The following is a 22,540-nucleotide window of genomic DNA, read 5'->3' as shown; positions in this document are numbered from 1 at the left end:
AAGTATGAAAGCAAGTGCAATTGGGTTTAACGCTGAGTATGCAGAAGATGCACCCACGTATGAGGATATTTGCCAATTAACTGACGATATTATTCTAGAGTTTGGTGCGCCTTGGTGTGGTCATTGTCAGGCTGCTCGTTCAGGGATTAAAGCGGAATTAGATGGCCGATCCATTACCCATATCAAAGTGTCTGATGGGAAAGGGAAAAAGCTAGGTCGGAAGTTTGGCGTTAAGCTCTGGCCAACGTTAATCTTGCTACGAAATGGGATAGAGGTGCGTCGTATTGTACGACCATTGCTTAAACAAGAAATAAATGACTTTTTAACAAGATAGAAACGCTGTCTATACTCGAATATCAATAAGTGAGCCGATTGTTTTGTCTGTGCTATCTACTACACGGGCATTAGCTTTTGCGCTAAGTGCACTTTCCTTTGCTTGTATTACCCCATCCTGAATTTGCGAGCCATACTGGCTCATCTGACGACTGTATGATGCAGTATTAGAAGCATTTGCCACTTTCTGAGTCGCTTCATCCAATCCGGTTTGGCTATTTTTAAGCCCCGTTTGACCGTAATTGAATGGTGAATTGGTGATCTGCATTATGTCGCCCTTAGTCCAAGATGAAGCTTAACGCGCAATTCAGCGGTGAATTAAGCTTGCTTGATCTTAACCAATCCATAGGCTGTTGTCAGCAACTGAGCACAAAGATGCTCTATCTAGTTAGTTGGACATGACTTAGGTTGTAGGTGATGTTTCGTCTTAAATGGTTTAATGCTCTTTTTTCTTCTTCGTTTGATTGGAAGTATTGGGACGAACGTTTCTTCAGTAATAATCTGGTAAATAAAGGGATGGCTTCATTTTATTGAATATAGCTAACAATGAAGAGGAAGGAGCGTTGGTAGGTTTACACTCTAATAATGTGTTTTTTGAAGTAATGAAATATTTAGCGCATTCGGCTTGTTTTTATTAAAGAGCCTAGAGTAATATCAAGTTAACTTTGTCATCTTAAACTTGAATTAAAATGATATTTATCATTGCGGAATGGTTTTTATAGCTTCTATAAAAAAGACTGTTTGCATATTCAAGCGTGTTTTGCGCTTGTTTTTAAAGTTTTCATATGTATTTTTTATGCGCCAACAGCGTTGGGAAAATTAGTGTTGTCTGTTAATTTTATAGCGATAATTTAGGTTATAATTAATAGTCAATTTAATACCTTGTGTTTGCTAAAACCTTTTTAGTAATAGTGTCATTCCAATTTATTATAAGAGAGAAATAAATGAAAAAGCTATTTACCGTCGTCTTTATGCTGTTCTATGTAGGGATTGCCTCTGCGTCTGATAATGCCTTGTGGCAGAAATCAACATTAAATGAAATTGTTTCTCGTGGTTCATTACAGATCTGTTTAGATGCTGGTTATATGCCTTTTGAAATGCGTGATAAACAAGGCCGTATTGTTGGCTTTGATGTAGATATCGGCAAATCGATGGCTAATGCCATGGGTGTTAAATTAGATATTCGTAACACCGCTTGGGACGGTATTATTCCAGCATTGTTGACCTCTAAATGTGATGTCATCATGGGTGGCATGACGGTAACAGCAAAGCGTAACCTTAAAGTTAACTTTGCAAACCCTTATATTGTTATTGGTCAATCTATTCTGCTTAATCCAAAGCTAAAAGATAAAGTTAAATCTTATAAAGATCTAAACAACGCTAAGTATACAATCGTAAGTAAGCTGGGCGTTACTGGAGAACTTGCTACCAAAAAATACATGAGTAAAGCTAAGCTGAATTTGTTTGAAACACAATCAGAAGCAGTGCTTGAAGTGGTTAATGGTAAAGCAGATGCGTTTGTGTACGATATGCCATTCAATGCTATTTATGCCTCTCAAAACAAAGGTAAAATAGTTCATCTAAGTAAAGTGTTTACTTACGAGCCTCTTGCTTGGGCAATCCGTAAAGGCGACCCAGACTTTATGAATTTTTTGAATAACTACCTTGCTCAAATCAAAGGCGACGGTACGTATCAAAAAATCTACCACAAGTGGTTTGAATCGAATAGCTGGATCAGCTCAGTTCAATAAGACCAAGTTACTACACCTATATGCAGCATAAGGATGTGTTGCGTATAGCTGTAACGTGTACGAGCCACTCTTTTCCTGTATTATCTCGAGCTTTACGCTCGTGTCTTTGTCCTTCAGTTAATTGATTAACTGGTCTCAACCTTACAAAAACCAAAAAACTATAATGCGGGGAATTTCTTACCGATGAAAGAGCAACACAATTTGCTTTTATGGAAAGCTGTCTTTGTTTTAGTCCTGATAGGTCTAGGATTTGGCATTTACGCTTCCAGCAAAAGTATTGACTACACATGGCGATGGGAAAGAATCCCACAGTATATTATCAGTGTAGAGCCTAAGGATATCCGCTCTCCATTTGACGGCACAGTGCAAAGTGTTGATATTAAAAATCACAGTATGGTTGTTCTGCCAGATCAAGGTGGGAACCCTTTTGTTATTAAAAAATTCGATAAAGCCAATGTTATGTCCGGTGACATTGTTTTTGAAGGGGACCCATTAGCACAAGTTAATGGCTGGCGAGTCGGGCCCATTTTATGGGGACTGATTACCACCTTAAAACTGTCCTTTGTTGCGCTTATCTTTGCGATGATTATCGGTTTATTTACAGGGCTTGCGCGTATTTCTGACAACCCTGCCTTACGATATTTTGCCATTACCTATGTAGAAATAATTCGCGGTACACCGTTACTGGTGCAAATATTTATTTTCTATTTTTTCATAGGCACCATTTTAAATCTTGACCGATTTACCGCAGGTGTTGCTGCGTTGTCTGTCTTTACCGGTGCTTATATTGCTGAAATTATCCGCTCAGGAATTCAGTCTATTCACCCTGGTCAGATGGAAGCGGCTCGTAGTGTGGGAATGAATTACTTTCAGGCAATGGTTTATGTTATTTTGCCACAAGCCTTTAAAAGAACATTGCCACCATTAGCTGGACAGCTGATCAACTTAATTAAAGACTCCTCATTGGTATCGGTTATATCGATTACCGATTTGACCAAATCAGGACGTGAAGTGGTTAGTTCGACCTTTGCTCCATTTGAAGTGTGGTTCACCGTTGCGCTTATGTATTTAGTGCTGACCGGGAGTTTGTCTTGGATTATTCAAAAGTTAGAAAAGAGGTTATCTGCCAGTGACTAAAGTATCGAGTAACAGCATTATCGTCGCTGAAAATATAGAAAAAATTTACCCGAATAATTGCCATGCGCTGAAAAATGTCTCGCTTGAAGTTAAGCGAGGAGAGGTCGTTGTGATTATTGGTCCCAGTGGGTCAGGTAAGTCGACTTTTCTGCGAACACTTAATCAGCTAGAAACCATTTCTGACGGAACGATTCATATTGATGATATTGATCTGACTGCAAAAAGTACCAATATCAATAAGATGCGTGAAGAAGTTGGGATGGTTTTTCAATCTTTTAACTTGTTTCCTCATAAAACAGCGCTTGGTAATGTGATGTTGTCGCCATTAAAAGTGCTGAAAAAGTCAAAAGCTGATGCGGAGAAAGAAGCTCATGAGCTACTAACTAAAGTGGGTTTAGCGAATCGCATGAACAGTTATCCTTCGCACTTATCTGGAGGGCAACAGCAGCGTGTCGCCATTGCCAGAGCGTTGGCGATGAAACCTAAGATCATGTTATTCGATGAACCGACGAGTGCGCTTGACCCTGAAATGGTGGGTGAAGTATTAGATGTAATGAAAAGCCTCGCTAGTGATGGCATGACGATGGTTGTGGTGACTCACGAAATGGGGTTTGCGCGAGAAGTGGCCGACCGTGTCGTATTTATGGAAGATGGTGAGTTAGTTTTTGAAGAGCAACCAGATCGCTTTTTTGATTCTCCAAACCCTAGGCTACAACGATTTCTAGGCCAAGTTTTATAACTCCCCAAACACCCTTACAATCGATTAGTAAGGGTGTTTTATTCATCGTAATCTCTTTTTTCCATTGCCTATTTGGGCAACGCCAGTCATTTAGTAAGTCTGCTGAACCGAGTTAACATTTTTTTCGCATGTCTTATTTTACTATGCATTCTGATGATTTTTAATCGGATGGCTTAACAATAAGCCGCCAAACATAGCCAAACTACAATGCCTCGTTAGTCATTAGCGTACTTATTAGGTGTTAAAAGTGAAGGATTGTTATGTCTACATCAGGTATTTTTAAAACGAATAAATTAGACAATCTAGATTCAGTAAAAGACGTTGGTTTTTTAATTTCTATGGTGAAATCAGCGATCGTATCGTCGATTGACACAGAGTTAGCGCCATTAGAGTTAACCGCCGCTCAATACCGTGTTGTTATGATTTTGTCATACAATGGGCGAAGTACACTGGCGAATCTATGTGAAGAAATGGACTATGACAGAGGTGCTATGAGTCGCCTGCTTTGTCGACTTGAAAGCAAAGGATTATTAGACAAAAAACCTTGCCCTGAAGATAAGCGTTCAATGTATTTGACGTTGAGTGATAAAGGGGCTGCTTTTATTCCTGATATTCTACCCAAGGTGAATGCGGTATTTCATAAAGGGTTCAATGGCTTTGCTGAACAAGAAAAAGAACAATTAAATTCACTTTTGCTGAGATTTTTGAACAATTTGAAAGAAGTTCGTAACAAAGAGTGAGACTGTCGCCGCTCTCTATTTCGTAATCTAGAGGTTTGCTAAAGTAGTTGTCTAGGCAATTACTTATGCAGATTTTACATTATGAACGAGCAAACACTGGTTTCACAGCTAGCTGAACGTTTCCCGCAAAGAGATTTTCATGTAGATAATTTAAGCGTTCTTCATAAAGGACGTTTCGCTAATGCAATCGTGTATCGTTATAAAGACGATCATTTTGATTTCGTTATTAAGGACTTTCAACACAGTCCTTGGTTTGTCCGCAAGACCCTTGCTCGCTTGTTTATTAATCAAGAATACAAAGCGCTAAAACGTCTCAATGGAATGGATGGCGTAAGTGATGAATATCACCGATTGTCTTCTATAGGAATCGCGTACGCTTTTATTGAGGGCGTTCCTTTACGAACGTTAAGCAAGCAAGGTGAAAAAATACCTAAAGCTTTTTTTAATCAACTAGAGCATATGGTGTCTGAAATGCATCGGCGAGGTCTTGTGCACCTAGATTTACGCAATCTAGGGAATGTTATTTTAGGCAAAGACGGTAAACCGTATTTTATTGATTTTCAATCTGCCATGACCTTTGATCGCTTTCCTGTTTGGTTACAACGTTATATGCGTGGCGCGGATCTTTCTGGCGTGTATAAAGGTTGGTCTGCGGTTTGTGAACTGCCTGTTACAGGCTACAAAAAGATATTTTTCACTAACTTTAATCAGTTTAGAAAACGTTGGATCTTTCGTGGCTATCCAATACACAGAGCGAGTTTATGGCTGGTTGGGCTTGCTAGCCAATTACCCGGCGCAGGCTTATTGCGTAGTATTACTGATCGGTTTTAAGTTTTTTGAGGACGAGTCATGTTCCGGCACTCGTTCTGTCTCCAATCTTTGGCTATTTGACTTTCTTTACGCTCTTTCCTTACTGCAGACTATTTACCAAAACACTTCTTCCGTAGAATTAAAAACGCAATAATAAATTGTTATTCAATCAGAGAAGGGTAATCAATGTATGTATACGGATGAAGACTTAAATTATGCGGTGAAGAAAGGCGTGTTTACCGACACGGCGGTGAATGAATTTCGTTCTTTGCTAGCAACAGAAAAACATACGTCGTCTGTAGATGAAGAAAACTTCCGGTTGATAGGTGGTTTTAACGATATTTTTGTTGTTATAGCCTGCATGTTACTTTTATTTTCGTCCATTTGGGTTCTTCGACCCATTAGCGACACGCTTGCCATGTTGGTGTTTGCAATCTTGTCTTGGTGGTTAGCAGAGTTCTTTGTTCTAAAACGTAAAATGGCCTTACCGGCAATCACTTTATTATTGTCCTTTGTTGGTGGCGTGTTCTGGTGTGTGTTTTCTATTACCTCATCAGTGCCGTATTTTTCCCTACAAGCTGCCTCACTTATCGCTGCTGCTGTAGCAACGTTGTCCGCTTACTGTCATTGGCGGCGTTTTAAAGTACCGATCACTGTTGCAGTGGGTATGGGGGCACTTTTTGTATTTTTACTTTCCCTCCTATTGGTTGTTTTTCCTACGGCTAAAGAAAGCTTACTGATTATTCTATTCTTGTGCGGAATTGCGGCATTCTCTTTAGCTATGTATTGGGATGCATCAGACACGCAAAGAATGACTCGTCGTTCAGATGTCGCATTTTGGCTGCATTTATTATCAGCGCCATTGATCATTCATCCTATTTTTTCCAACCTTGGTATTTTAAACGGTAACGACAGCCTGATCAGTATGTTGGTGGTTGTTGTGTTGTACTTATTGATGACCTCCATTTCCATTGCCGTTGATCGTCGAGCGTTTATGGTGTCTTCGTTGATGTATGTTATGTACGCGGTCTCCGCGATTATTGAAAATTATGGTGGTATTGGTTATAGCTTTGCGCTTACGGGTGTGTTGATTGGTGGAGGCTTGCTGTTGTTATCGGCGAAATGGCACTTTATTCGCGCTCAATTATTGAGCGTGTTGCCAATATCAATAAGAAGTTATCTTCCTAAAGTGAAGTGATGTGTGTCGCTTTGTAAGATGCAAAGGAGTTATTTTTGATGAGCCAAATAAGAATCGAAGAGGTTAACTCATTGCTGGGATGCAAATACCCCATTATTCAAGCGCCAATGGCTGGCGCCCAAGACAGTAAGATGGCGATTGCTGTGTCTAAAGCGGGTGGGTTGGGCTCTTTGCCCTGTGCGATGCTTAATATTGATGAAATAATCAATGAAATTGAGGCGGTTAAAGCGGAAACGGATAAGCCTTTCAATCTTAACTTTTTTTGCCATAAGCCTGAAGCGTACGACGAAGCACGGCATAGTGCTTGGCAAGAAACGCTTGAGCCTTATTTTTCTGATATAGGCGAAACGTGCAAAAGCTTACCAAACAGTAAAAATCGCGCTCCTTTTAGCCATGCTATTGCTGACGCTATTGAACCCTTTTCACCGAAAGTTATTAGTTTTCATTTTGGCCTGCCTGAGCCAGATTTGGTGCGGCGAGTTAAGCGTTGGGGGACTAAGATATTGTCTTCCGCGACAACAGTCGAAGAGGCTTTATGGTTAGAATCACAAGGCGTAGATGCGATTATTGCTCAAGGTATTGAAGCTGGTGGACATCGGGGAATGTTCTTATCGGAGGACGTTACGACACAGGTAGGGATGTTCTCTCTTGTGTCAAACATCGTTGCCAAGGTTAAGATACCAGTGATTGCCGCTGGAGGTATCAGTAATCATCGGGAAGTTCAGGCGATATTAGCTCTTGGCGCAACAGCCGTTCAGGTTGGAACCGCTTACTTATTGTGCGACGAAGCGAAAATATCAAAACTACATCGAACAGCGATTGGTCGTGATTCTTCACCGCATACGGCGCTGACAAATGTATTTACCGGACGGCCCGCACGTTCTGTTGTTAATCGTGTCATGCGAGATTTGCATTACATGTCTCCTTTAGCGCCTGCATTCCCCCATGCTTCAATTGAAATAGCGCAGTTAAAAGCGTTTTATGAGCAGCAAGGGGACAGTGGTTTTTCTTCACTTTGGTGTGGCCAAAATTCGTCTGGTTGTAGAGAAAACTCCGCGTTTGAACAAACCAAGTTATTGGCGCTTGGAGAAAATAAATAAAGGTCAATTTACTGTTATTCGTCATTAAATATGATTTTTTATGGTTATAAACCATTTAACAAACATTAAATGTGCATAAAAGAAGCCAATAGGTTTCGAGTGCTTTCCCAAATAGGCAGGGTCACTTACACTTTAATAAAATTGACTATTATCAGGAAGAAACCTAATGATTAAGAAACTGATCGCTATAAGCATATTGCTTACAGGGAGCTTTGCCGCTATGGCTGCAACACCACCAAATGCTTTGGTGGTTGCCCAGTCTCTTGATGATGTAACGAGTTTGGACCCTGCCCAAGGGTTTGAATTGACATCAGTACAAACCTTCACGAATATTTATCAGCGCCTTGTGCAATCTGATCCACAGAACCCAACACAATTGAAGCCGACATTGGCGACCAGTTGGAAATCGACAGCACACAGTTTGACGCTAACATTATTAGACAAGGCTCAGTTTGCTAGTGGTAATCCAATTCGTCCAGAAGACGTTATCTTCTCATTAGGTCGCGTTGTAAAATTGAATTTGGCCCCTTCTTTTATTTTGACTCAGCTAGGGTGGAATAAAGACAATGTGGATAGCCATTTGCAGAAAATTGATGCGAACACAATAAAAATCACTTGGGATGTTAATGTTGGGCCTTCATTTGTATTGAGTTTGTTATCGGCTCCAGCGTCCTCTATTGTTGATGAAAAAGTGGTTGAAGCGCATGAAAAAAATGGTGATTTAGGTCATTCTTGGTTAAACAACCATTCTGCAGGCAGCGGCCCATTTAAAATTTTGAAATACACGCCGCATGAAGCGCTGGTACTTGCAGCTAATAAAACGTCTCCTGCAGGCGCACCTAAAATGCAGATGATCTTAATGAAAAATGTACCTGATGCAGCCACTCGCCAGTTATTGATTGAACAAGGCGATGCGGATATTGCTCGCAACTTGGGTTCAGACCAATTTCAATCTTTAAAAGGTAAACCCGGTGTGAAAACACTGGCGTTGCCTTATGCGTCACTCTATTACTTGATGTTCAACACGCAAGCTAAAAATAACCCTGTTTTAGGCAATCCTAAGTTTTGGGAAGCCGCACGTTGGGCGTTTGATTATAAAGGCATTGCTGTCGATCTAATGCGTGGCCAATTTCAAGTTCAACAATCCTTCCTTCCACAAGGTTTTAAAGGCGCGTTGACGGATCAGCCTTATCGTTATAATCCAGAAAAAGCGAAGCAGATTTTAAAAGACGCAGGAATTAAAAACCCTCACTTTAAATTGATTGTGTCAAACCAACCACCATACTTAGATGTCGCACAGGCACTTCAAGCCAGTTTTGCAAAAGCGGGTATTACGGTTGAATTGATTCCAGGCATTAGTAGCCAAGTGTCTAACGAAGTGAAAGAGCATGACTATGAAGCGACTGTTTCTGCTTGGGGGCCTGACTATTTTGATCCGAACACCAACGCATCAACGTTTGCTTACAATCCTGGAAATGGCTCTAAAACGTTAGCATGGCGCGCAAATTGGCAGATTCCAGCATTAAGTAAAATGACCATTGCAGCACGAGCTGAAACCAATGAGGCAAAACGAACTGAAATGTACCAAGTGCTGCAACGCCGAGTACGTGAAAGCTCTCCTTTTGTGATCGGTTTGCAGAACAAAAAATTAGTTGCCATTCGAGATAACCTAAAAGGTTATGTCCAAGGTATTACGCCAGATATGGTTTACTATCAAAACGTTTCTAAATAATGAATGATCAACATAAATCAGTCGGCGCGATGCGTCGACTTTGGATAGGCCGCAGTCGAAACTTGATAAGCGGCCTTATTTCATTGGCTCTAACGTTATTTGGTTTATTGATTTTTACCTTTGTTTTGTCTCGGGCGGCACCAATCGATCCGGCATTACAATTGGTCGGAGATCACGCAAGTGAAGCAACCTATCAACAGGCACGACATGAACTAGGGCTAGACGAATCGTTACCGATGCAGTTTGCGCACTATTTAGGTCGTCTGAGTCACGGTGATTTAGGTGTTTCTCAGTTAAGTCAGCAACCTGTTGCGAGTGATTTATTACGTACGTTTCCTGCCACCATCGAGCTGGCAACTTGTGCTATGTTTTTTGGTGCTTTTTTCGGTATTTTACTGGCCACACTGGCGGTGTATAAACCGGGTAGTTGGTTAGATCATCTCGCACGCTTTATTTCTTTGTTAGGGTATTCTGTGCCTGTCTTTTGGCTAGGTTTACTTGGCTTGCTGCTGTTCTATGCCACACTTCATTGGTCTGCAGGTCCAGGTCGTCTCGATGATATCTACACCTATACCATGACGCAAAATAGTGGCTTTGTACTGATAGATGCATTTCGCAGTGGCGATATGGCTATTGTAAAAAATGCCATTGCTCATCTATGGTTGCCGGTTTCAGTATTGGCTTTATTGTCGATGGCATCGATCACGCGCTTATTGCGAGCGGTCATGCTAGAAGAAAGTAATAAAGAATACGTTGTGTTAGCTCAAGCCAAAGGCGCCAGCCGTTTACGAATATTGCTTGTCCATGTCTTTCCGAATGTTTTGGGAACACTCATTACAATATTGGCATTGTCTTATACCAGTTTGTTGGAAGGGGCTGTGTTAACGGAAACTGTGTTTGCTTGGCCGGGTCTTGGACGTTACTTAACCAGTGCTTTATTCGCATCGGATACGGCCGCGGTTTTAGGATCAACGCTACTTATCGGCACATGTTTTGTCCTTTTAAATGCCTTAGCGGACACATTGACTAAATGGGTGGACCCAAGAACACGATGATTATTTCAAAGAAGGGCGTTTCTTTTCGATGGTTACGCCCGTTTAATACATTGAATATTGGTTTGATTTTGGTGGTTATTCTTGTGGGGCTGGCGTTATTGGCACCCTTGCTTTCCCCTTTCGATCCTAATATTCAGAATATTCAAGAGCGCTTGCTCGCGCCAGACTCACAGCATTGGTTTGGCACCGATCGCTTTGGTCGAGATCTTTTTTCTCGTGTGCTCTATGGCGCACGACCAACGCTGATTTTAGTCAGTTTGGTTATTCTGCTAACCGTTCCTATCGGTTTGGCGATTGGGATTTTTGCCGGTTATTTTGGTGGTTGGGTTGAGCGTATTTTAATGCGCTTAACCGATATTGTTATGTCCTTACCCAGTTTGGTCATTGCTTTGGCCTTGGTGTCTATTTTAGGTCCGGGTTTAATGAATGGAGCCTTGGCATTGGCTTTTACCAGTTGGCCATCTTTTGCGCGTCAAGCGAGAACAGAGACGCTTGCTATCCGTAATAGTGATTACCTTTCTGCTGCAAAAATGCAGGGCATTACGGGCTTTCGATTGATCTTCGGTCATATTCTTCCGTTGATTCTGCCCAGTGCTATTGTCCGAGCGGCGTTAAATTTAGGCGGTATTATCTTAGCAGCGGCCGGATTAGGGTTCTTAGGAATGGGGATTCAACCTCCAGCAGCTGAATGGGGATCAATGGTGGCCAGTGGTAGTCGCGTAATTTTTGATCAGTGGTGGGTAGCAGCAGTGCCCGGTGTGGCTATTTTATTAGCCAGCCTTGCTTTTAATCTGCTCGGAGATGGGCTGAGAGATAAAATGGACCCTCGTCATGACAAATAAATCTTCATTGGTAGATGTTCGAGGCCTGCAGATTGGGCTTGCCGACGGCACCGAATTGGTTAAAGGCATTGATTTTTCAATGGGCCGCGAGCGTGTTGCTCTAGTAGGAGAGTCTGGTTCTGGTAAGTCACTCACGGCACGCTCTTTAATGGGCTTGCTACCGGATTCTTTGTACGTCGAAGCCGATCATTTTCAGCTACTTGATCACCCTGTGTTAACGTATGGCCAACGGCAATGGAATACACTACGGGGGCATCAAGTTTCCATGGTGCTACAAGACCCTAAATACGCACTAAATCCGACGCAAAATATCGGCCGACAAGTTGCCGAGCCACTGGTATTGCATCAGTCTATGTCGAGTAAGGCAAGGGTAGAAAAAGTCGAGTATATGCTGGATGCAGTAGGGCTTCCTAATCCTGCCAAATTGAGGAAAATGTACCCTCATCAACTGTCAGGCGGTATGGGGCAGCGAGTGATGTTAGCCATGGCACTGATTAATGATCCACAGTTATTAATTGCCGATGAGCCTACCTCAGCCTTAGATCATGCGGTCCGAGATCAAGTGCTCGCTTTAATTCATTCTTTAGTAGAAGAACGTAATATGGGGCTATTGTTGATCAGTCATGATTTACAACAAGTAGCCGATTATTGCGAGCGGGTGATGGTTATGTATCAAGGTAAATTGATCGACCATTTGGCCGCAGAAGCCTTGCCAAATGCGACTCATCCTTACACGCAAACTTTGTGGTCGTGTCGCCCTAATATCGCTAAGCGAGGTCAGCCCTTGCCCACGTTAGACCGAGAGCATTTGGAGACCTTAAATTGAATCAGCTTGAGCTTAAAAAAGTCAGTGTAAGTCATGTTCAGGGCTTACAGAGTAATACCGTGGTGCATGATATAGACTTGACGGTCGAAGCCGGTGAATGCTTTGGCTTAGTGGGTCCTTCTGGTTGTGGTAAATCGTCTCTTTTATGGGTCTTAGCAGGCCTAAATCCACATTGGGAAGGTGAGATTACGCTATTTGGACAACCGTTAGAGTCGGGAAAAATATTTACTGGCGATCGTCGTCGTCGAGTCCAAATGGTGTTTCAAGACCCTTATGCTTCCTTACATCCGAAGCATAGATTGCGCCGCACGCTGGCAGAACCATTAAAGCTACTGGGGCTGAGTGATATTAACGATCGTATTAGCGAAGGCTTTAAACAAGTTGGCCTAACGGAAAATATGATTGATCGTTATCCTCATCAGTTGTCCGGCGGGCAACGCCAACGGGTGGCGATTATCCGAGCCTTATTGCTTGAGCCAAAATTATTACTGCTTGATGAACCAACTTCCGCTTTAGATATGTCGGTTCAGGCTGAAATATTAAATCTATTAAACGAGTTAAAAGCCAATCATGACTTGACCATGATTATGGTGAGTCACGACCCTGATGTCATAGATTATATGTGTGATCATGCGGTCACCATGAAGGCAGGGCGGATTGATCAGGAAAAGCGTTACGTCTAAGGTATCGGGCTTTGTTTAGTATTAGCTAGTCGATGTCATTTGTCTAAAGGAGAGAAGTTATGAAGTTTTTGATCTTCCTTGGGTCGGTAAGAACCAGTACACCGCCACGTCCTGCTCGACTAGGAGAAAGAGTCAGTAAAGCATGTCAGTCTTTTTTTGAGCTATCTTATCCTGACCATGAAATCGAACTCATTGACCCTTTAGAGTATGAATTAGGGGCGGTTTTCAAACCGCATTTTTCCTATTCCAAGCGCGCAGTGCCGCAAGACTTAGATTCGCTGGCGGATAAAATTCGTGCGGCCGATGGCTATATCATGGTCAGTCCTGAATACAATCACAGCATGAGCCCTGCGCTTGCCAATTTATTGAATCATTTCGGCAGTTCATTATTTTCTTACAAGCCCAGTGCAATTGTGACTTATTCTTCTGGCCAATGGGGCGGCATGCGAGCCGCTGTTGGTATGCGTGTATTTTTAAGTGAACTTGGCTGTTTACCTGTTTCTGCTATGGTTCATATTCCTCATGCTCAAGATGTTTTTGAGGAAAATGGACATATAAGCTTAACGCAAGACTCTAACCATTGGGAAAGCTACTTTCATCGAACCTTTAGTCAATTAATTTGGTGGGCTGAGGCGTGTAAAGCACAGACTGAGAAAACAGACCCTCATAGTTTGATAGCGTCTTTTACTCGTACGCCAATTGAACGCGATGCCCCTTAGCGCTGAACAGGGAATAGGTAAAATATGAATCATCTTGTTTTTGTTTTTGGCACTCTAAAAGAAGGTTTTCCTAATTTCGAACGCAACAAAGGTAAGCGCGTCCTAGGTACCTTTAGAACCGTGCATGCTTATCCATTATTATTAGTTGGCAAACGCTATTCACCTTGGCTGGTATTAAAGCAAGGCGAGGGCAGTCCTGTTGTCGGACAAGTATTTAGCCTTGATGATGCTGGCTTAGCTGAAATGGATGAGCTAGAGCGTATAACACAAAGTGACGGTTATCAGCGCCTTGAGATGAATGTTGTTAATCTCGAGAACGGCTTGGAGAAAACGGTCTTTGCATACGGTAAGCCTGTTGAAAGCACTAGCAATGCCGATATTCAAATGACGCTAAACGGTGAGTATTTGCTAGAGCACGCGGCGCTTTATGCTCGCCGCCGCTGATCTCTTCTGTTATTTCTAAAACCTTAACCCTGTTAAGGTTTTTTTATCTCTTTTAGAACTTCTTCAAAACGTAATAGTCGGCCAGTATTGACTAATACCAGCAAAGTACTGAGATTATGCAATACCGCCGCGATTAACGCCCCAGCGACACCCAGTGCGCCAAAGGCTGCCGCTGCCATAATGGCGATAGTCCAGCTTAGTCCAATAATTACATTCATGTGCAACGTACGACGACAGCGACGACTGAGTCGAACACAGGTTCCTAAACGTCTTAAATCGCTGCCGATTAAAACAATATCAGCGGATGCTAATGCGATGTCAGCTCCCCCCGCGCCCATAGCAACGCCCACCACCCCAGCTTTTAAAGCCAAAGAATCGTTAATACCATCACCTACCACTAAGGGTTTAAAGCCGGACTCAATTTCATGACTCACCCAGCGCAATTTATCTTCAGGTAGGGCTTGGGCTACGACGTCGGTAATACCCACTTCTTTTGCGAGTTTATCAGCGACGGATTGTCGATCTCCCGTAAGAAGTAATTGTCGACCTATGCCTAATTCTCTCAAATCCGCGAGAGCTTGAGCGGTTTCTGGGCGGACTTTATCAGCCAATAAAAACCAACTTAAAAATACGCCATTTAAAGACAATCCCGCGATAGGGCCATCGTGCTCGGGTATATTAGGAAACGGGATAGCCAATTGAGTGAATAGTTCAGGTCGACCTAGAGCGGCTTCCCCCTTTGTTGTCTCAGCGACGACTCCCAACCCTTGGTGTTCTTTAACACTTTGTAACGGCTGATAGTTTTCATGAGCAATAAGGCTACTTAAAGCTCGACTCACGGGGTGGCTACTAGAAGCGCCTAAGCTCGCCGCTAATGTTAGTAACTCAGATTCAGGAATCGGAGAATCGGGAATGGGCTGCAATGATTGCAGACTTAAAGAGCCAAAGGTCAGAGTGCCTGTTTTGTCGACTACTAAGGAGCTTAGTTCGGTGAACTCTTCTAAGAAGGCTGAGCTGCGAATCAAAATACCATGACGGGCTGCGACAGCAATCCCAGCAATGGCCGCGGCAGGAGCAGACAACACGAGCGCGCATGGGCATGCGGCGACCAACACAGCGAGCATCGCTTGAGCATCGTAAGTGACAAACCAAGTAATGGCCGCCACCATTAACACTAGCACCATGTATTGGCCAGCATAGCGCTCTAATAGACGAGTAATTGGGGGCTTGGCTTGTTCCGCCTTTTGCATGAGGGCAATAACTTTACCAAGCGTCGATTCTTCACCAGTCCGCGTGACTTGGACGCGTAATAAGCCATCTAGGTTGATGGCGCCACCAAAGACTTCGTCGCCAGTTTTAGCGTCTTGAGGCACGGATTCACCGGTAATAGGGGCGGTGTCTAAGCTCGCCATACCTTCTATAACAAGGCCATCTGCAGGGATGCGATCGCCAGCGCGCACTTCGATCAAATCACCCGTTTGTAGGCGTTGGTTATTTACCTCACTAATGCTGCCATCTTGGTTGATTTTACGAGCATTACTTTGTGTTAGTTGGCCTAATGCTTCAATGGCTTCTTGAGAGCCTATGACACTTCGTTCTTCTAAAATGTGGCCAAAGATCATAATAATGGGCAATAACGCAGCGGTCATTAAATCGCCCGTTGCCCATGCGCCCAACATGGCGAGTGCAATTAATTGATCCGTAATGCCATGTAGACTTGGGTGTTTGAGGCTATGCCAGCCAGAACGTAAGACAGGAAAAGCCACCAGTACAGAAGCTAAGCCAAGCAATAATTGACTGACGCTTTGCTGAGAAGGGAACAGCCAATGCCAGATAAGGCCTAGCGTTAATAAACCGAGGGCGATCATGGCTAGCGTCAGCTGCTTGGCTGCGGCTTTTTGTTCGCTGCGACTTAATGAACCGCTGCCAAAATGAATATGTCCGTGATCATGTCCGTGATCATGTTCGTGATCATGTTCGTGATCATGTTCGTGGTGTGAATGGGACGACTGGGTCATGGTTGTTTGCCTTGTAGAATGAGTTTGCCATCGTCACTTGGATCAATTGTGGTGACGGAGCCTGCTTGTGATAGCAAGGTGTTAACGCGTTGACGATACAGTCGCCATAGCAAACCTGGGTCAGTATTATTTTGCTGTAGTTGGGCGAGGCGACTTATGGTGGCGGTATTCGTTTGTGCTTTTGCTACACGCTCATTGGCATTCGCATTGGCCTGCTGAATAATGCGATCAGCTTCTTGGTTGGCTTTTTGTAATGTGGCGGCCGCTTTGTTATTGGCTTCGGCGACGGTTTGCTTTGCCAACTGGCTAGCAGTCAGCACGGCATTAAAGGCATCAACGGTTTCAACGGGTAAGCTTGGTTGTAAGTCTACTCGGGCTACTTTAATACCAAGGCTGGCGCCAGATTTCGTTAATGCCGCTAAACTTTTATTAATACTTTGAACGAGGTCGGCTCGTAATTTTTCTCGTTTAATCGCCGCTTCGGTGCTTGACCCTACTAACTCAGGTCGTGCTACCAATATGGTGTCTAGGTCGCGAGAGGCCGACACGATTACAGCGCTGCGTTCGACTAATCTATCCAATGCGTAGGTGACGTGTTTACCCTGGAGCACATAAGCGAAAGGGTCTGTCACTCTGTAATACAAGTGAACCCCTAGCTGCACGACACCCGCATCCCCAGTTAATAGGTAGCCGACTCCAGCGGTGGCATCATTGGCCATCCCTGAATTTAGCCCGGCATAGTTGGCTGTCTCAGGGCGAATTAATGCTTTTATAGTGCGGTCAATAACGCGATCCGCAGATGGTAAAAGAATTACTTTTTCAAAGGGTTGTGGCCAAGCCAGTAATAAACCTGAGTTTTGCACTCTATCAATGGCGCCAAAGCGCAGTACAACCGCTCGATAATCGGGTCCAATTTCACGGACATTGGCAACTAACCAAGTAACAGCCGTTACCAATGTGAGTAAGTAGAGTGCGATAAAAGCCAATCGCCCAGCCTGAAACCAGTGACTATTTGGCTTGTTTGTCGACGTATTTTGCTCGACTTTTTTTCCAAATATCATGGTTTTTTCGCCTCTTCATTTTTATCTAACGTCGGCGAGCTAAATATTTTAGGTCCATCAATAAGCGCTTTGAATGGCGCCGCATCGGTTCTGAGAACTAGATGCGTATTTTTATTAATAATGCTGCTTAACGTGTCTAGTGAGCGAAGCATATCGTAGAGTTGAGGGGCTTGTGCGTGGGCCTTGCCGTAAATACTAGCGGCGTCGACTAAAGATTTAGCCTCAATGTTCGCAGCTTTTACTGTCGCATCGGCGGTAATAATGCGTGACTCTTTTTGTGCGGTCGACGTGATCTGTGCCGCTTGTCGTTTACCTTCAGCCGTACGTTGTGTCGCAATCGTTTCTCGTTCAGCTCGCATACGGTCTACCGTGGCCGACAAGGTTACTACCGGTAGAGTTAAGCGTTCGATGCCCACTTGAACCACGCGAACACCATATGTGTCTAACAGCGATTGATTAATCTGCTGGCGTAACCTTTCTTCAAAGTGGCTGATTTGTACTTTGCTTGCATCGGTATTGACTAAACTGGAGAGGTTATAGCTGCTGGCGGTCGCTTCTAAAGCGGAGCCGACAAAAGTTCGTAGTTGGCGCGCCGCCTCATCCGGTTTATTTTGGACCGCACGCATGAAGCGTTGCACATCGTCTTTGTCTGATTTTACCTGCCAAACCACATAAGCTTGAACAATAATACGTAAGCCGTCTTTGGTCCCAACATCTTGTAAACCACTAGACGTCGTGCGTAATCGTAAATCCACGGGAGTGGAAAGCTCGAAAGGCGCTGGCAGATGCCATGCTAAGCCGGGCTTTAATAGCACCCTGACTGGATTGCCAAAGCGAGTAATGACTTCGGCTTCACCCGAGCGAACCTGTACTAAACACGCTGCGGCAATAGCAAAAGCAACCAGCAGCAGGGCGAAGCTAATACGGCGCCATGTACCTTTAGGCGAATTAGACGGCGCAGGGCTGTGGCTATCATCCTGTGTATTCTCATGGTTATGAGAGGCGTGATTGGATTCGTCATGCGCATGATGGGGGTGGTTATGCTGCGTGCTCATTGGCGCTTTCCTAGTGAGTTGTGTTGGTGTTGTTTGAAGAAGGATCTACGGGTGGCACAAAACTTCTAAAATCCAAAGTAGGCGATTTTTCACCATGGATTCGACTATCAATAATAAGGCTATTTGCGTGACTCATACCCTGAATTAGTTGCTGATAATATTGTTCACGCAGGAAGGTTTTACCCGCGATGTTTGAGGCGGCATGATCGGCGTCAAAAATAATACCATCGGCTTTGGCTTTACTTAAATTTTGGTGGGCATTTGCGTCCGCGCCGTCCTCTATTAAACTGGCTTGTTGACGTGCTTTATCGATTTCTGCTGCTGCCTTTCCTTTCTCTCTGGCAATCAAAGCTTGTACTTCAATTTGGGCCGATTGCACTTTATGGTAAGCATTAGCGGCCTTTGCGGGTGGATGTATTGCTTCTATTGCCGTGGCTAATAATTCGACACCGCTATTGAGCTGATCTAGATCTTTTTGGACCGCATTACCAACATCTTTTGATAATTCGTTACGCTGTTCACTTAATAGATCATCAAGCGTTCTACCTGCGAAGTCGTGAACGAGAATACGACTGGCAGTACGGCGAATCAGCGTCGGTAAATTAGCGGTATTGTAGGTGGCATCCAAAGCATCTTGATCCGTTAAGCCAATGCGATAGATAAAGCGGACATCCATATCGACAATTTGAAAGTTCTGTTTGCCATCGTTGCGACTGGCAATAATTTGCGATTTTTCACTGCGATGAGTGGCATCCCATAAACGGTTAGCGGTTTCGGGTGCAGGACCTTCTGCTGGTGTCAGAGGCGCTAGGCTGTTTTCATCGCTGCTTGCTGTTAGTTCGTGTACGACACCATTTTCTACATTGATAACGCGGCCAAAAGGCCATGGTAATGTCGTGTGTAAACCGGGCTTGAAAATGACGACTGGCTTGCCAAACTTCTCATAAATCCCTCGCCCATTAATGGGGATTTCATGAACGCCAGACAATAACCAACCACAAAAAATCATGAGTGTAACAACCGGAAGAAAGGCGCGCTTGATGAAACCAAAGGCCCATACTTGACGTAAATCTACCCCAAAGCGTTGAAACAAGCCGTCTTGCATCAGTTGCATGGGTTTTGGTGGCCAACGCAATAGTTCTGCCATAAAGCTTGTTGCGAAAAGCTTAGGCTCAAGGCTGACTCGTTGCGGTGTGAATGCAGAAAGAATGGCTCGAATGGCCAATTCTAACGCAACAATAGTAGGTAAAAGTCCTGATAAAACCGCAATACGAAGGGGCCAAGTTCGCTCAGAAGACGCATAGCTTAAACAAATTGCTGACACCACAAGAGTGGCAATGGCAACGCGTACTAACATGGCTAAGCTAATGGCTTCAGGCCATTCGTTTTGGTTCGCTGCCAAGTAGCGTTCGAGGACCAGTAAGGCAAATGCCGCTAATAGCGCGAGTCCTGCAAATAAATAGGCCGAATCGGCTACGGCACGGCTTGGCAGGGTTAAATTCCAGCCAGTTGCTACCAACATGAGAGCCAACAAGGTTAAGGCAATAATCCAGATAGCATCAATACTAATTGCTGTGGTTATTGGCTTTAGCCATCGTTCAAAGAATTCTTGAAACAGTGTTTGAAACGCATTGGACTGTTTGGTGTCAGCTTGTTGCTTTATCTCCTTGTGCTCCTCCGTTGTCTCTTCTTGTTGTTGCTCAGTTAATGTCTGTTCTCTCCAGCGAGAAATACGCCATGCTGATTGAAATGAAGCAATAAGGACAATCATCATAGCGGTAATATTAAGTTGCAGTGGGACCCAAATGGATTGCGGGGCAAAAATGGCAACCACTAACCAGATGAAGATAAGCAGAGAGGCTAATAAGGTAAAACCGATATTACAGAACTGCAGTTGGCGTTTATGTGCAGAAGCTAATTGAAACCGAGGGGTGGCTTCTAATTCTGCATGGTTCGTCTCAAGATCAACTCTCATTAATGCTCCAAATAGCGCTTGGATAATGCTGGCATTATAAATACTGGCTTATTCGTTATTGTGGGTGTTTTCCGAGAAAAGTAATTGAAAATATCATCGAAAAATCGTCCGAGATTGTACTACAAACGATTGTTTTTAGGTTGTTTACCGTTATTTTAGAAGGCTCAAAAGCATTGATAAAAACGTAAATACTTATTATATCCTTTTGATTTACAATGAAAATAACTAAGATATGAGCGTTAAAAATAATATTTAGGTATCAATATCTTATGTTCGACAATGACGCTCTTGCTAGAAAAACACTAGATCCTATTTTTATCTTGCTTGCGGGATTATTAATAGGGTTTGTTGTGATAGCCGTATTTGTTAACCGCTCCGGGGTTCCTTATATCGATACAAGGTTGTTATTAATGCTGCGGGACGCTTCAGACTCTACAAAAGAATGGGGGCCTTCTTGGGTAGGAGAAACCATGAGAGACATTACTGCGCTTGGCAGTAACTGGATCGTTGCTTTTTTTAGTGTCATGTTTGCTTGGTATCTTCATTTAACCAATAAAACCCATTTAGCGTTATGGTTTTTAGCAACGGTTGTTTCTGGTGCTGCTTTTGGTTTTATGCTGAAGTTAGGTTTTTCTCGACCTCGTCCCGAGCTAGTGCCTCATGCTACACAGGTGTATACGAGTAGCTTTCCGTCAGGGCACGCTATGTCGTCGGCGTTATTCTTTCTATCATTTGCCTTAGTCGTTAGTTGGCGTAATGCTTACCGTTCAGCTAAGTACTTGATGCTGACCATAGCGCTAGTGATTCCGATTTTTGTTGCTGTTAGTCGAGTATATTTAGGGGTTCATTGGCCAACAGATGTTACCGCAGGTTTGTTTGTTGGCTTCTTTTGGGTTTTGTTTTGCTTTGTTATCGCTCGACCTTATTTAGTTCGCTTGGATAAAAATTAGCGAGTTGGTCGCTTATTTGTCACTCTTATTTCGTGCAATATTCGCCATGAAATTTTTACAATGAAGTATGTAGTAAATGTCTTATCTTGCTAACGCTTTCTACCTAATATATTTAATTTATATATAAATCAATAGCTTATAAGTTGGCATGATGTTGGCAATGTAATACATACATTCAAACGTTATGGAGATTTATCATGGCAACAACTAAAAGTACAACTCAAGCTAAAGCGCATGAAAAAGTGGATCAAGCAGCAGAAAATGCCCATAACGGCGTAGATGGTGTTTCCGATATGGCCGCGAAAAGTGAAGAACGTATTGAAGAGGTTGCCCATCAAATTAGCGAACAAGCTCATAAAATGGCAGATACGGCTAAACAGCAGTCAGAGAAAGTGTCTAACGTGGTTGGCGAGTATGCCAAAGAGCATCCAATAAAAACGGTTGGTATTGCCTTTTTAGCTGGTGCGGTTGCCGCAGGTCTATTATGTAAACGGAAATAGATGGTCGCAAAGATAGCGAATTATTAAAGCAAAATAGCAGGCGAATCTATCATGGAACAGTCGCAATCAACTGAGCAGAAAAAAGAGCATCTTGATTTTTCCGATGTCGTTTTAACGCATAAACAATGGCTAAAAAGCGTATTAGGATTGGGTGCTCTTGAAGCCAAAATGTGGGTGACGTCAAGTGCTCAGTTGCTAGCGCTCGTTGGTGGTGTTGTCTTTTTATTAATAACTTCTTGGCTTTTAATGATAGCAAGTGCTGCGGCACTAGCATGGAGTTATGGTTTTTCGTTGGTTGGCATATTGCTGATTGCGACACTGGTTACTTTATTAAGCGCAGCGGGTTTGTCTTATATTGCTTTTGTTACTTTAAAAAGTATGAATTTCACCCGAACCTTAGATGCATTAATTCCAGATAGTCAGGATGAAAAATCGTCTTAATAGGATGAGCTAGAAGAGCGGAGGCAAGATGTTTGGCCTTAAAAAAATGCGTAAACAGCGCGAGCGATTATATGTAAAAACGGTGTTATTAGAGTCTAGAGCTGAATGTTCAAGAAAGCGTTTTGCTCAAGATGTGCTTGATGTAGCGATAAGTCCTGAAGGGTTGGCGGTGAGCTTTATTTTAGGCTTAACCACTCAGAGTGACCTAGCGAATAAAAACCGCAGCATGCTTTTAAAAGGAATAAGACCTGAATTCATTCGTTTTCTAAAGGAAGGCTTCTTGTTTTTACGAGAGGAAAAAAGCACACCGTCATCAGATGGAAATAGTACAGGCCTATAGTGAAGTTAGTGAAAAGCAATTTTAACTAACCTCTAACGATTGATAAAATTTAGTTAAGAAATATTAAATATTAAATATGAATCTTGGATAG

Annotated in this window: 24 protein-coding genes; 19 read left to right on the top strand and 5 right to left on the bottom strand. The window is 43.1% G+C overall.

From position 1 onward, the window contains the following. The first annotated feature begins 4 nt into the window (after positions 1 to 4). Positions 5 to 334: a thioredoxin family protein gene (locus tag E0D70_RS13280; RefSeq protein ID WP_133012769.1), complete on the top strand. Its 330-nt coding sequence runs from the start codon at positions 5 to 7 to the stop codon at positions 332 to 334. Positions 335 to 343: 9 nt separating this feature from the next. Here the strand turns inward: E0D70_RS13280 and E0D70_RS13275 are convergent, their stop codons facing one another. Next, positions 344 to 601 carry a hypothetical protein gene (locus E0D70_RS13275; protein WP_133012768.1) on the bottom strand — a complete coding sequence of 86 codons (258 nt, stop codon included), beginning with the start codon at positions 599 to 601 and terminating at the stop codon, positions 344 to 346. Positions 602 to 1,277: 676 nt separating this feature from the next. Here E0D70_RS13275 and E0D70_RS13270 point away from each other — a divergent pair. The 14 genes from E0D70_RS13270 (at position 1,278) to E0D70_RS13205 (ending at position 14,109) form a co-directional block, all read left to right on the top strand. Next, the gene (locus E0D70_RS13270; protein ID WP_133012767.1) at positions 1,278 to 2,084 is read left to right on the top strand and encodes a transporter substrate-binding domain-containing protein; all 807 of its coding nucleotides are present in this window, start codon (positions 1,278 to 1,280) and stop codon (positions 2,082 to 2,084) included. 183 nt (positions 2,085 to 2,267) lie between these two features. Next, positions 2,268 to 3,221 (top strand): amino acid ABC transporter permease, encoded by a 954-nt coding sequence (locus E0D70_RS13265; RefSeq protein ID WP_133012766.1) that lies wholly within the window; start codon positions 2,268 to 2,270, stop codon positions 3,219 to 3,221. Next, on the top strand, positions 3,214 to 3,960 hold the full coding sequence (locus E0D70_RS13260) for an ATP-binding cassette domain-containing protein (RefSeq protein ID WP_338068575.1): 747 nt from the start codon (positions 3,214 to 3,216) through the stop codon (positions 3,958 to 3,960). Before E0D70_RS13265 ends, E0D70_RS13260 begins: the two co-directional genes overlap by 8 nt. A gap of 260 nt (positions 3,961 to 4,220) precedes the next feature. After that, the gene (locus tag E0D70_RS13255) at positions 4,221 to 4,700 is read left to right on the top strand and encodes a MarR family winged helix-turn-helix transcriptional regulator (protein WP_133012765.1); all 480 of its coding nucleotides are present in this window, start codon (positions 4,221 to 4,223) and stop codon (positions 4,698 to 4,700) included. A gap of 81 nt (positions 4,701 to 4,781) precedes the next feature. Continuing rightward, complete coding sequence (locus tag E0D70_RS13250; protein WP_133012764.1) at positions 4,782 to 5,531, top strand: RIO1 family regulatory kinase/ATPase domain-containing protein; 750 nt, start codon at positions 4,782 to 4,784, stop codon at positions 5,529 to 5,531. A 169-nt stretch (positions 5,532 to 5,700) separates the two neighbouring features. Beyond that, positions 5,701 to 6,708, top strand: a complete 1,008-nt coding sequence (locus E0D70_RS13245) for a hypothetical protein (protein WP_133012763.1) — start codon at positions 5,701 to 5,703, stop codon at positions 6,706 to 6,708. 38 nt (positions 6,709 to 6,746) lie between these two features. Next, complete coding sequence (locus tag E0D70_RS13240) at positions 6,747 to 7,808, top strand: NAD(P)H-dependent flavin oxidoreductase (RefSeq protein WP_133012762.1); 1,062 nt, start codon at positions 6,747 to 6,749, stop codon at positions 7,806 to 7,808. A gap of 166 nt (positions 7,809 to 7,974) precedes the next feature. Next, positions 7,975 to 9,540: an ABC transporter substrate-binding protein gene (locus tag E0D70_RS13235; protein WP_133012761.1), complete on the top strand. Its 1,566-nt coding sequence runs from the start codon at positions 7,975 to 7,977 to the stop codon at positions 9,538 to 9,540. After that, positions 9,540 to 10,595, top strand: coding sequence for an ABC transporter permease (locus tag E0D70_RS13230; protein WP_133012760.1), 1,056 nt, complete (start codon positions 9,540 to 9,542; stop codon positions 10,593 to 10,595). Before E0D70_RS13235 ends, E0D70_RS13230 begins: the two co-directional genes overlap by 1 nt. Further along, a complete protein-coding gene (locus E0D70_RS13225; RefSeq protein ID WP_133012759.1) occupies positions 10,592 to 11,437 on the top strand; it encodes an ABC transporter permease in 846 nt (281 codons plus the stop codon). Before E0D70_RS13230 ends, E0D70_RS13225 begins: the two co-directional genes overlap by 4 nt. Further along, positions 11,427 to 12,263, top strand: a complete 837-nt coding sequence (locus E0D70_RS13220) for an ABC transporter ATP-binding protein (protein WP_133012758.1) — start codon at positions 11,427 to 11,429, stop codon at positions 12,261 to 12,263. Before E0D70_RS13225 ends, E0D70_RS13220 begins: the two co-directional genes overlap by 11 nt. Further along, positions 12,260 to 12,946, top strand: a complete 687-nt coding sequence (locus E0D70_RS13215; protein WP_133012757.1) for an ABC transporter ATP-binding protein — start codon at positions 12,260 to 12,262, stop codon at positions 12,944 to 12,946. The genes E0D70_RS13220 and E0D70_RS13215 overlap by 4 nt, the downstream gene beginning before the upstream one ends. Positions 12,947 to 13,005: 59 nt before the next feature. Next, positions 13,006 to 13,665 (top strand): NADPH-dependent FMN reductase, encoded by a 660-nt coding sequence (locus E0D70_RS13210; RefSeq protein ID WP_133012756.1) that lies wholly within the window; start codon positions 13,006 to 13,008, stop codon positions 13,663 to 13,665. A gap of 24 nt (positions 13,666 to 13,689) precedes the next feature. Then, positions 13,690 to 14,109: a gamma-glutamylcyclotransferase family protein gene (locus E0D70_RS13205; protein ID WP_133012755.1), complete on the top strand. Its 420-nt coding sequence runs from the start codon at positions 13,690 to 13,692 to the stop codon at positions 14,107 to 14,109. Between the two features lie 32 nt (positions 14,110 to 14,141). Here the strand turns inward: E0D70_RS13205 and E0D70_RS13200 are convergent, their stop codons facing one another. The 4 genes from E0D70_RS13200 to hflK (E0D70_RS13185) are packed head-to-tail and all read right to left on the bottom strand — an operon-like array spanning position 14,142 to position 20,218. Continuing rightward, positions 14,142 to 16,127, bottom strand: a complete 1,986-nt coding sequence (locus E0D70_RS13200; protein ID WP_133012754.1) for a heavy metal translocating P-type ATPase — start codon at positions 16,125 to 16,127, stop codon at positions 14,142 to 14,144. Then, complete coding sequence (gene hflK / locus E0D70_RS13195) at positions 16,124 to 17,188, bottom strand: protease modulator HflK (RefSeq protein ID WP_133012753.1); 1,065 nt, start codon at positions 17,186 to 17,188, stop codon at positions 16,124 to 16,126. Before hflK (E0D70_RS13195) ends, E0D70_RS13200 begins: the two co-directional genes overlap by 4 nt. Then, positions 17,185 to 18,243 (bottom strand): protease modulator HflC, encoded by a 1,059-nt coding sequence (gene hflC / locus E0D70_RS13190; RefSeq protein WP_133012752.1) that lies wholly within the window; start codon positions 18,241 to 18,243, stop codon positions 17,185 to 17,187. Before hflC ends, hflK (E0D70_RS13195) begins: the two co-directional genes overlap by 4 nt. A 10-nt stretch (positions 18,244 to 18,253) precedes the next feature. Continuing rightward, positions 18,254 to 20,218, bottom strand: a complete 1,965-nt coding sequence (hflK, locus tag E0D70_RS13185) for a protease modulator HflK (RefSeq protein WP_133012751.1) — start codon at positions 20,216 to 20,218, stop codon at positions 18,254 to 18,256. A gap of 269 nt (positions 20,219 to 20,487) precedes the next feature. Between hflK (E0D70_RS13185) and E0D70_RS13180 the strand changes: the two genes are divergently transcribed. The 4 genes from E0D70_RS13180 (at position 20,488) to E0D70_RS13165 (ending at position 22,449) form a co-directional block, all read left to right on the top strand. Continuing rightward, complete coding sequence (locus tag E0D70_RS13180) at positions 20,488 to 21,168, top strand: phosphatase PAP2 family protein (RefSeq protein WP_133012750.1); 681 nt, start codon at positions 20,488 to 20,490, stop codon at positions 21,166 to 21,168. A 197-nt stretch (positions 21,169 to 21,365) separates the two neighbouring features. Continuing rightward, complete coding sequence (locus tag E0D70_RS13175) at positions 21,366 to 21,668, top strand: DUF883 family protein (protein WP_133012749.1); 303 nt, start codon at positions 21,366 to 21,368, stop codon at positions 21,666 to 21,668. Positions 21,669 to 21,719: 51 nt separating this feature from the next. Beyond that, the gene (locus E0D70_RS13170) at positions 21,720 to 22,109 is read left to right on the top strand and encodes a hypothetical protein (RefSeq protein WP_133012748.1); all 390 of its coding nucleotides are present in this window, start codon (positions 21,720 to 21,722) and stop codon (positions 22,107 to 22,109) included. 28 nt (positions 22,110 to 22,137) lie between these two features. Next, positions 22,138 to 22,449, top strand: a complete 312-nt coding sequence (locus E0D70_RS13165; RefSeq protein ID WP_133012747.1) for a hypothetical protein — start codon at positions 22,138 to 22,140, stop codon at positions 22,447 to 22,449. Positions 22,450 to 22,540 lie beyond the last annotated feature (91 nt).

The sequence above is a fragment of the Marinomonas flavescens genome (genome assembly GCF_004352835.1).
Lineage (GTDB): Bacteria > Pseudomonadota > Gammaproteobacteria > Pseudomonadales > Marinomonadaceae > Marinomonas > Marinomonas flavescens.
The sequence above is the reverse complement of the archived record's forward strand: the minus strand, read 5'-3'. Positions and strand labels throughout refer to the sequence as shown.

Excerpts from the sequence above, each read along its gene's own strand:
- E0D70_RS13280 (WP_133012769.1), top strand. The coding sequence starts at position 5 with ATGAAAGCAAGTGCAATTGGGTTTAACGCTGAGTATGCAGAAGATGCA.
- E0D70_RS13275 (WP_133012768.1), bottom strand. The coding sequence starts at position 601 with ATGCAGATCACCAATTCACCATTCAATTACGGTCAAACGGGGCTTAAA.
- E0D70_RS13270 (WP_133012767.1), top strand. The coding sequence starts at position 1,278 with ATGAAAAAGCTATTTACCGTCGTCTTTATGCTGTTCTATGTAGGGATT.
- E0D70_RS13265 (WP_133012766.1), top strand. The coding sequence starts at position 2,268 with ATGAAAGAGCAACACAATTTGCTTTTATGGAAAGCTGTCTTTGTTTTA.
- E0D70_RS13255 (WP_133012765.1), top strand. The coding sequence starts at position 4,221 with ATGTCTACATCAGGTATTTTTAAAACGAATAAATTAGACAATCTAGAT.
- E0D70_RS13250 (WP_133012764.1), top strand. The coding sequence starts at position 4,782 with ATGAACGAGCAAACACTGGTTTCACAGCTAGCTGAACGTTTCCCGCAA.
- E0D70_RS13245 (WP_133012763.1), top strand. The coding sequence starts at position 5,701 with ATGTATACGGATGAAGACTTAAATTATGCGGTGAAGAAAGGCGTGTTT.
- E0D70_RS13240 (WP_133012762.1), top strand. The coding sequence starts at position 6,747 with ATGAGCCAAATAAGAATCGAAGAGGTTAACTCATTGCTGGGATGCAAA.
- E0D70_RS13235 (WP_133012761.1), top strand. The coding sequence starts at position 7,975 with ATGATTAAGAAACTGATCGCTATAAGCATATTGCTTACAGGGAGCTTT.
- E0D70_RS13230 (WP_133012760.1), top strand. The coding sequence starts at position 9,540 with ATGAATGATCAACATAAATCAGTCGGCGCGATGCGTCGACTTTGGATA.
- E0D70_RS13225 (WP_133012759.1), top strand. The coding sequence starts at position 10,592 with ATGATTATTTCAAAGAAGGGCGTTTCTTTTCGATGGTTACGCCCGTTT.
- E0D70_RS13220 (WP_133012758.1), top strand. The coding sequence starts at position 11,427 with ATGACAAATAAATCTTCATTGGTAGATGTTCGAGGCCTGCAGATTGGG.
- E0D70_RS13210 (WP_133012756.1), top strand. The coding sequence starts at position 13,006 with ATGAAGTTTTTGATCTTCCTTGGGTCGGTAAGAACCAGTACACCGCCA.
- E0D70_RS13205 (WP_133012755.1), top strand. The coding sequence starts at position 13,690 with ATGAATCATCTTGTTTTTGTTTTTGGCACTCTAAAAGAAGGTTTTCCT.
- E0D70_RS13200 (WP_133012754.1), bottom strand. The coding sequence starts at position 16,127 with ATGACCCAGTCGTCCCATTCACACCACGAACATGATCACGAACATGAT.
- hflK (WP_133012753.1), bottom strand. The coding sequence starts at position 17,188 with ATGATATTTGGAAAAAAAGTCGAGCAAAATACGTCGACAAACAAGCCA.
- hflC (WP_133012752.1), bottom strand. The coding sequence starts at position 18,243 with ATGAGCACGCAGCATAACCACCCCCATCATGCGCATGACGAATCCAAT.
- hflK (WP_133012751.1), bottom strand. The coding sequence starts at position 20,218 with ATGAGAGTTGATCTTGAGACGAACCATGCAGAATTAGAAGCCACCCCT.
- E0D70_RS13180 (WP_133012750.1), top strand. The coding sequence starts at position 20,488 with ATGTTCGACAATGACGCTCTTGCTAGAAAAACACTAGATCCTATTTTT.
- E0D70_RS13175 (WP_133012749.1), top strand. The coding sequence starts at position 21,366 with ATGGCAACAACTAAAAGTACAACTCAAGCTAAAGCGCATGAAAAAGTG.
- E0D70_RS13170 (WP_133012748.1), top strand. The coding sequence starts at position 21,720 with ATGGAACAGTCGCAATCAACTGAGCAGAAAAAAGAGCATCTTGATTTT.
- E0D70_RS13165 (WP_133012747.1), top strand. The coding sequence starts at position 22,138 with ATGTTTGGCCTTAAAAAAATGCGTAAACAGCGCGAGCGATTATATGTA.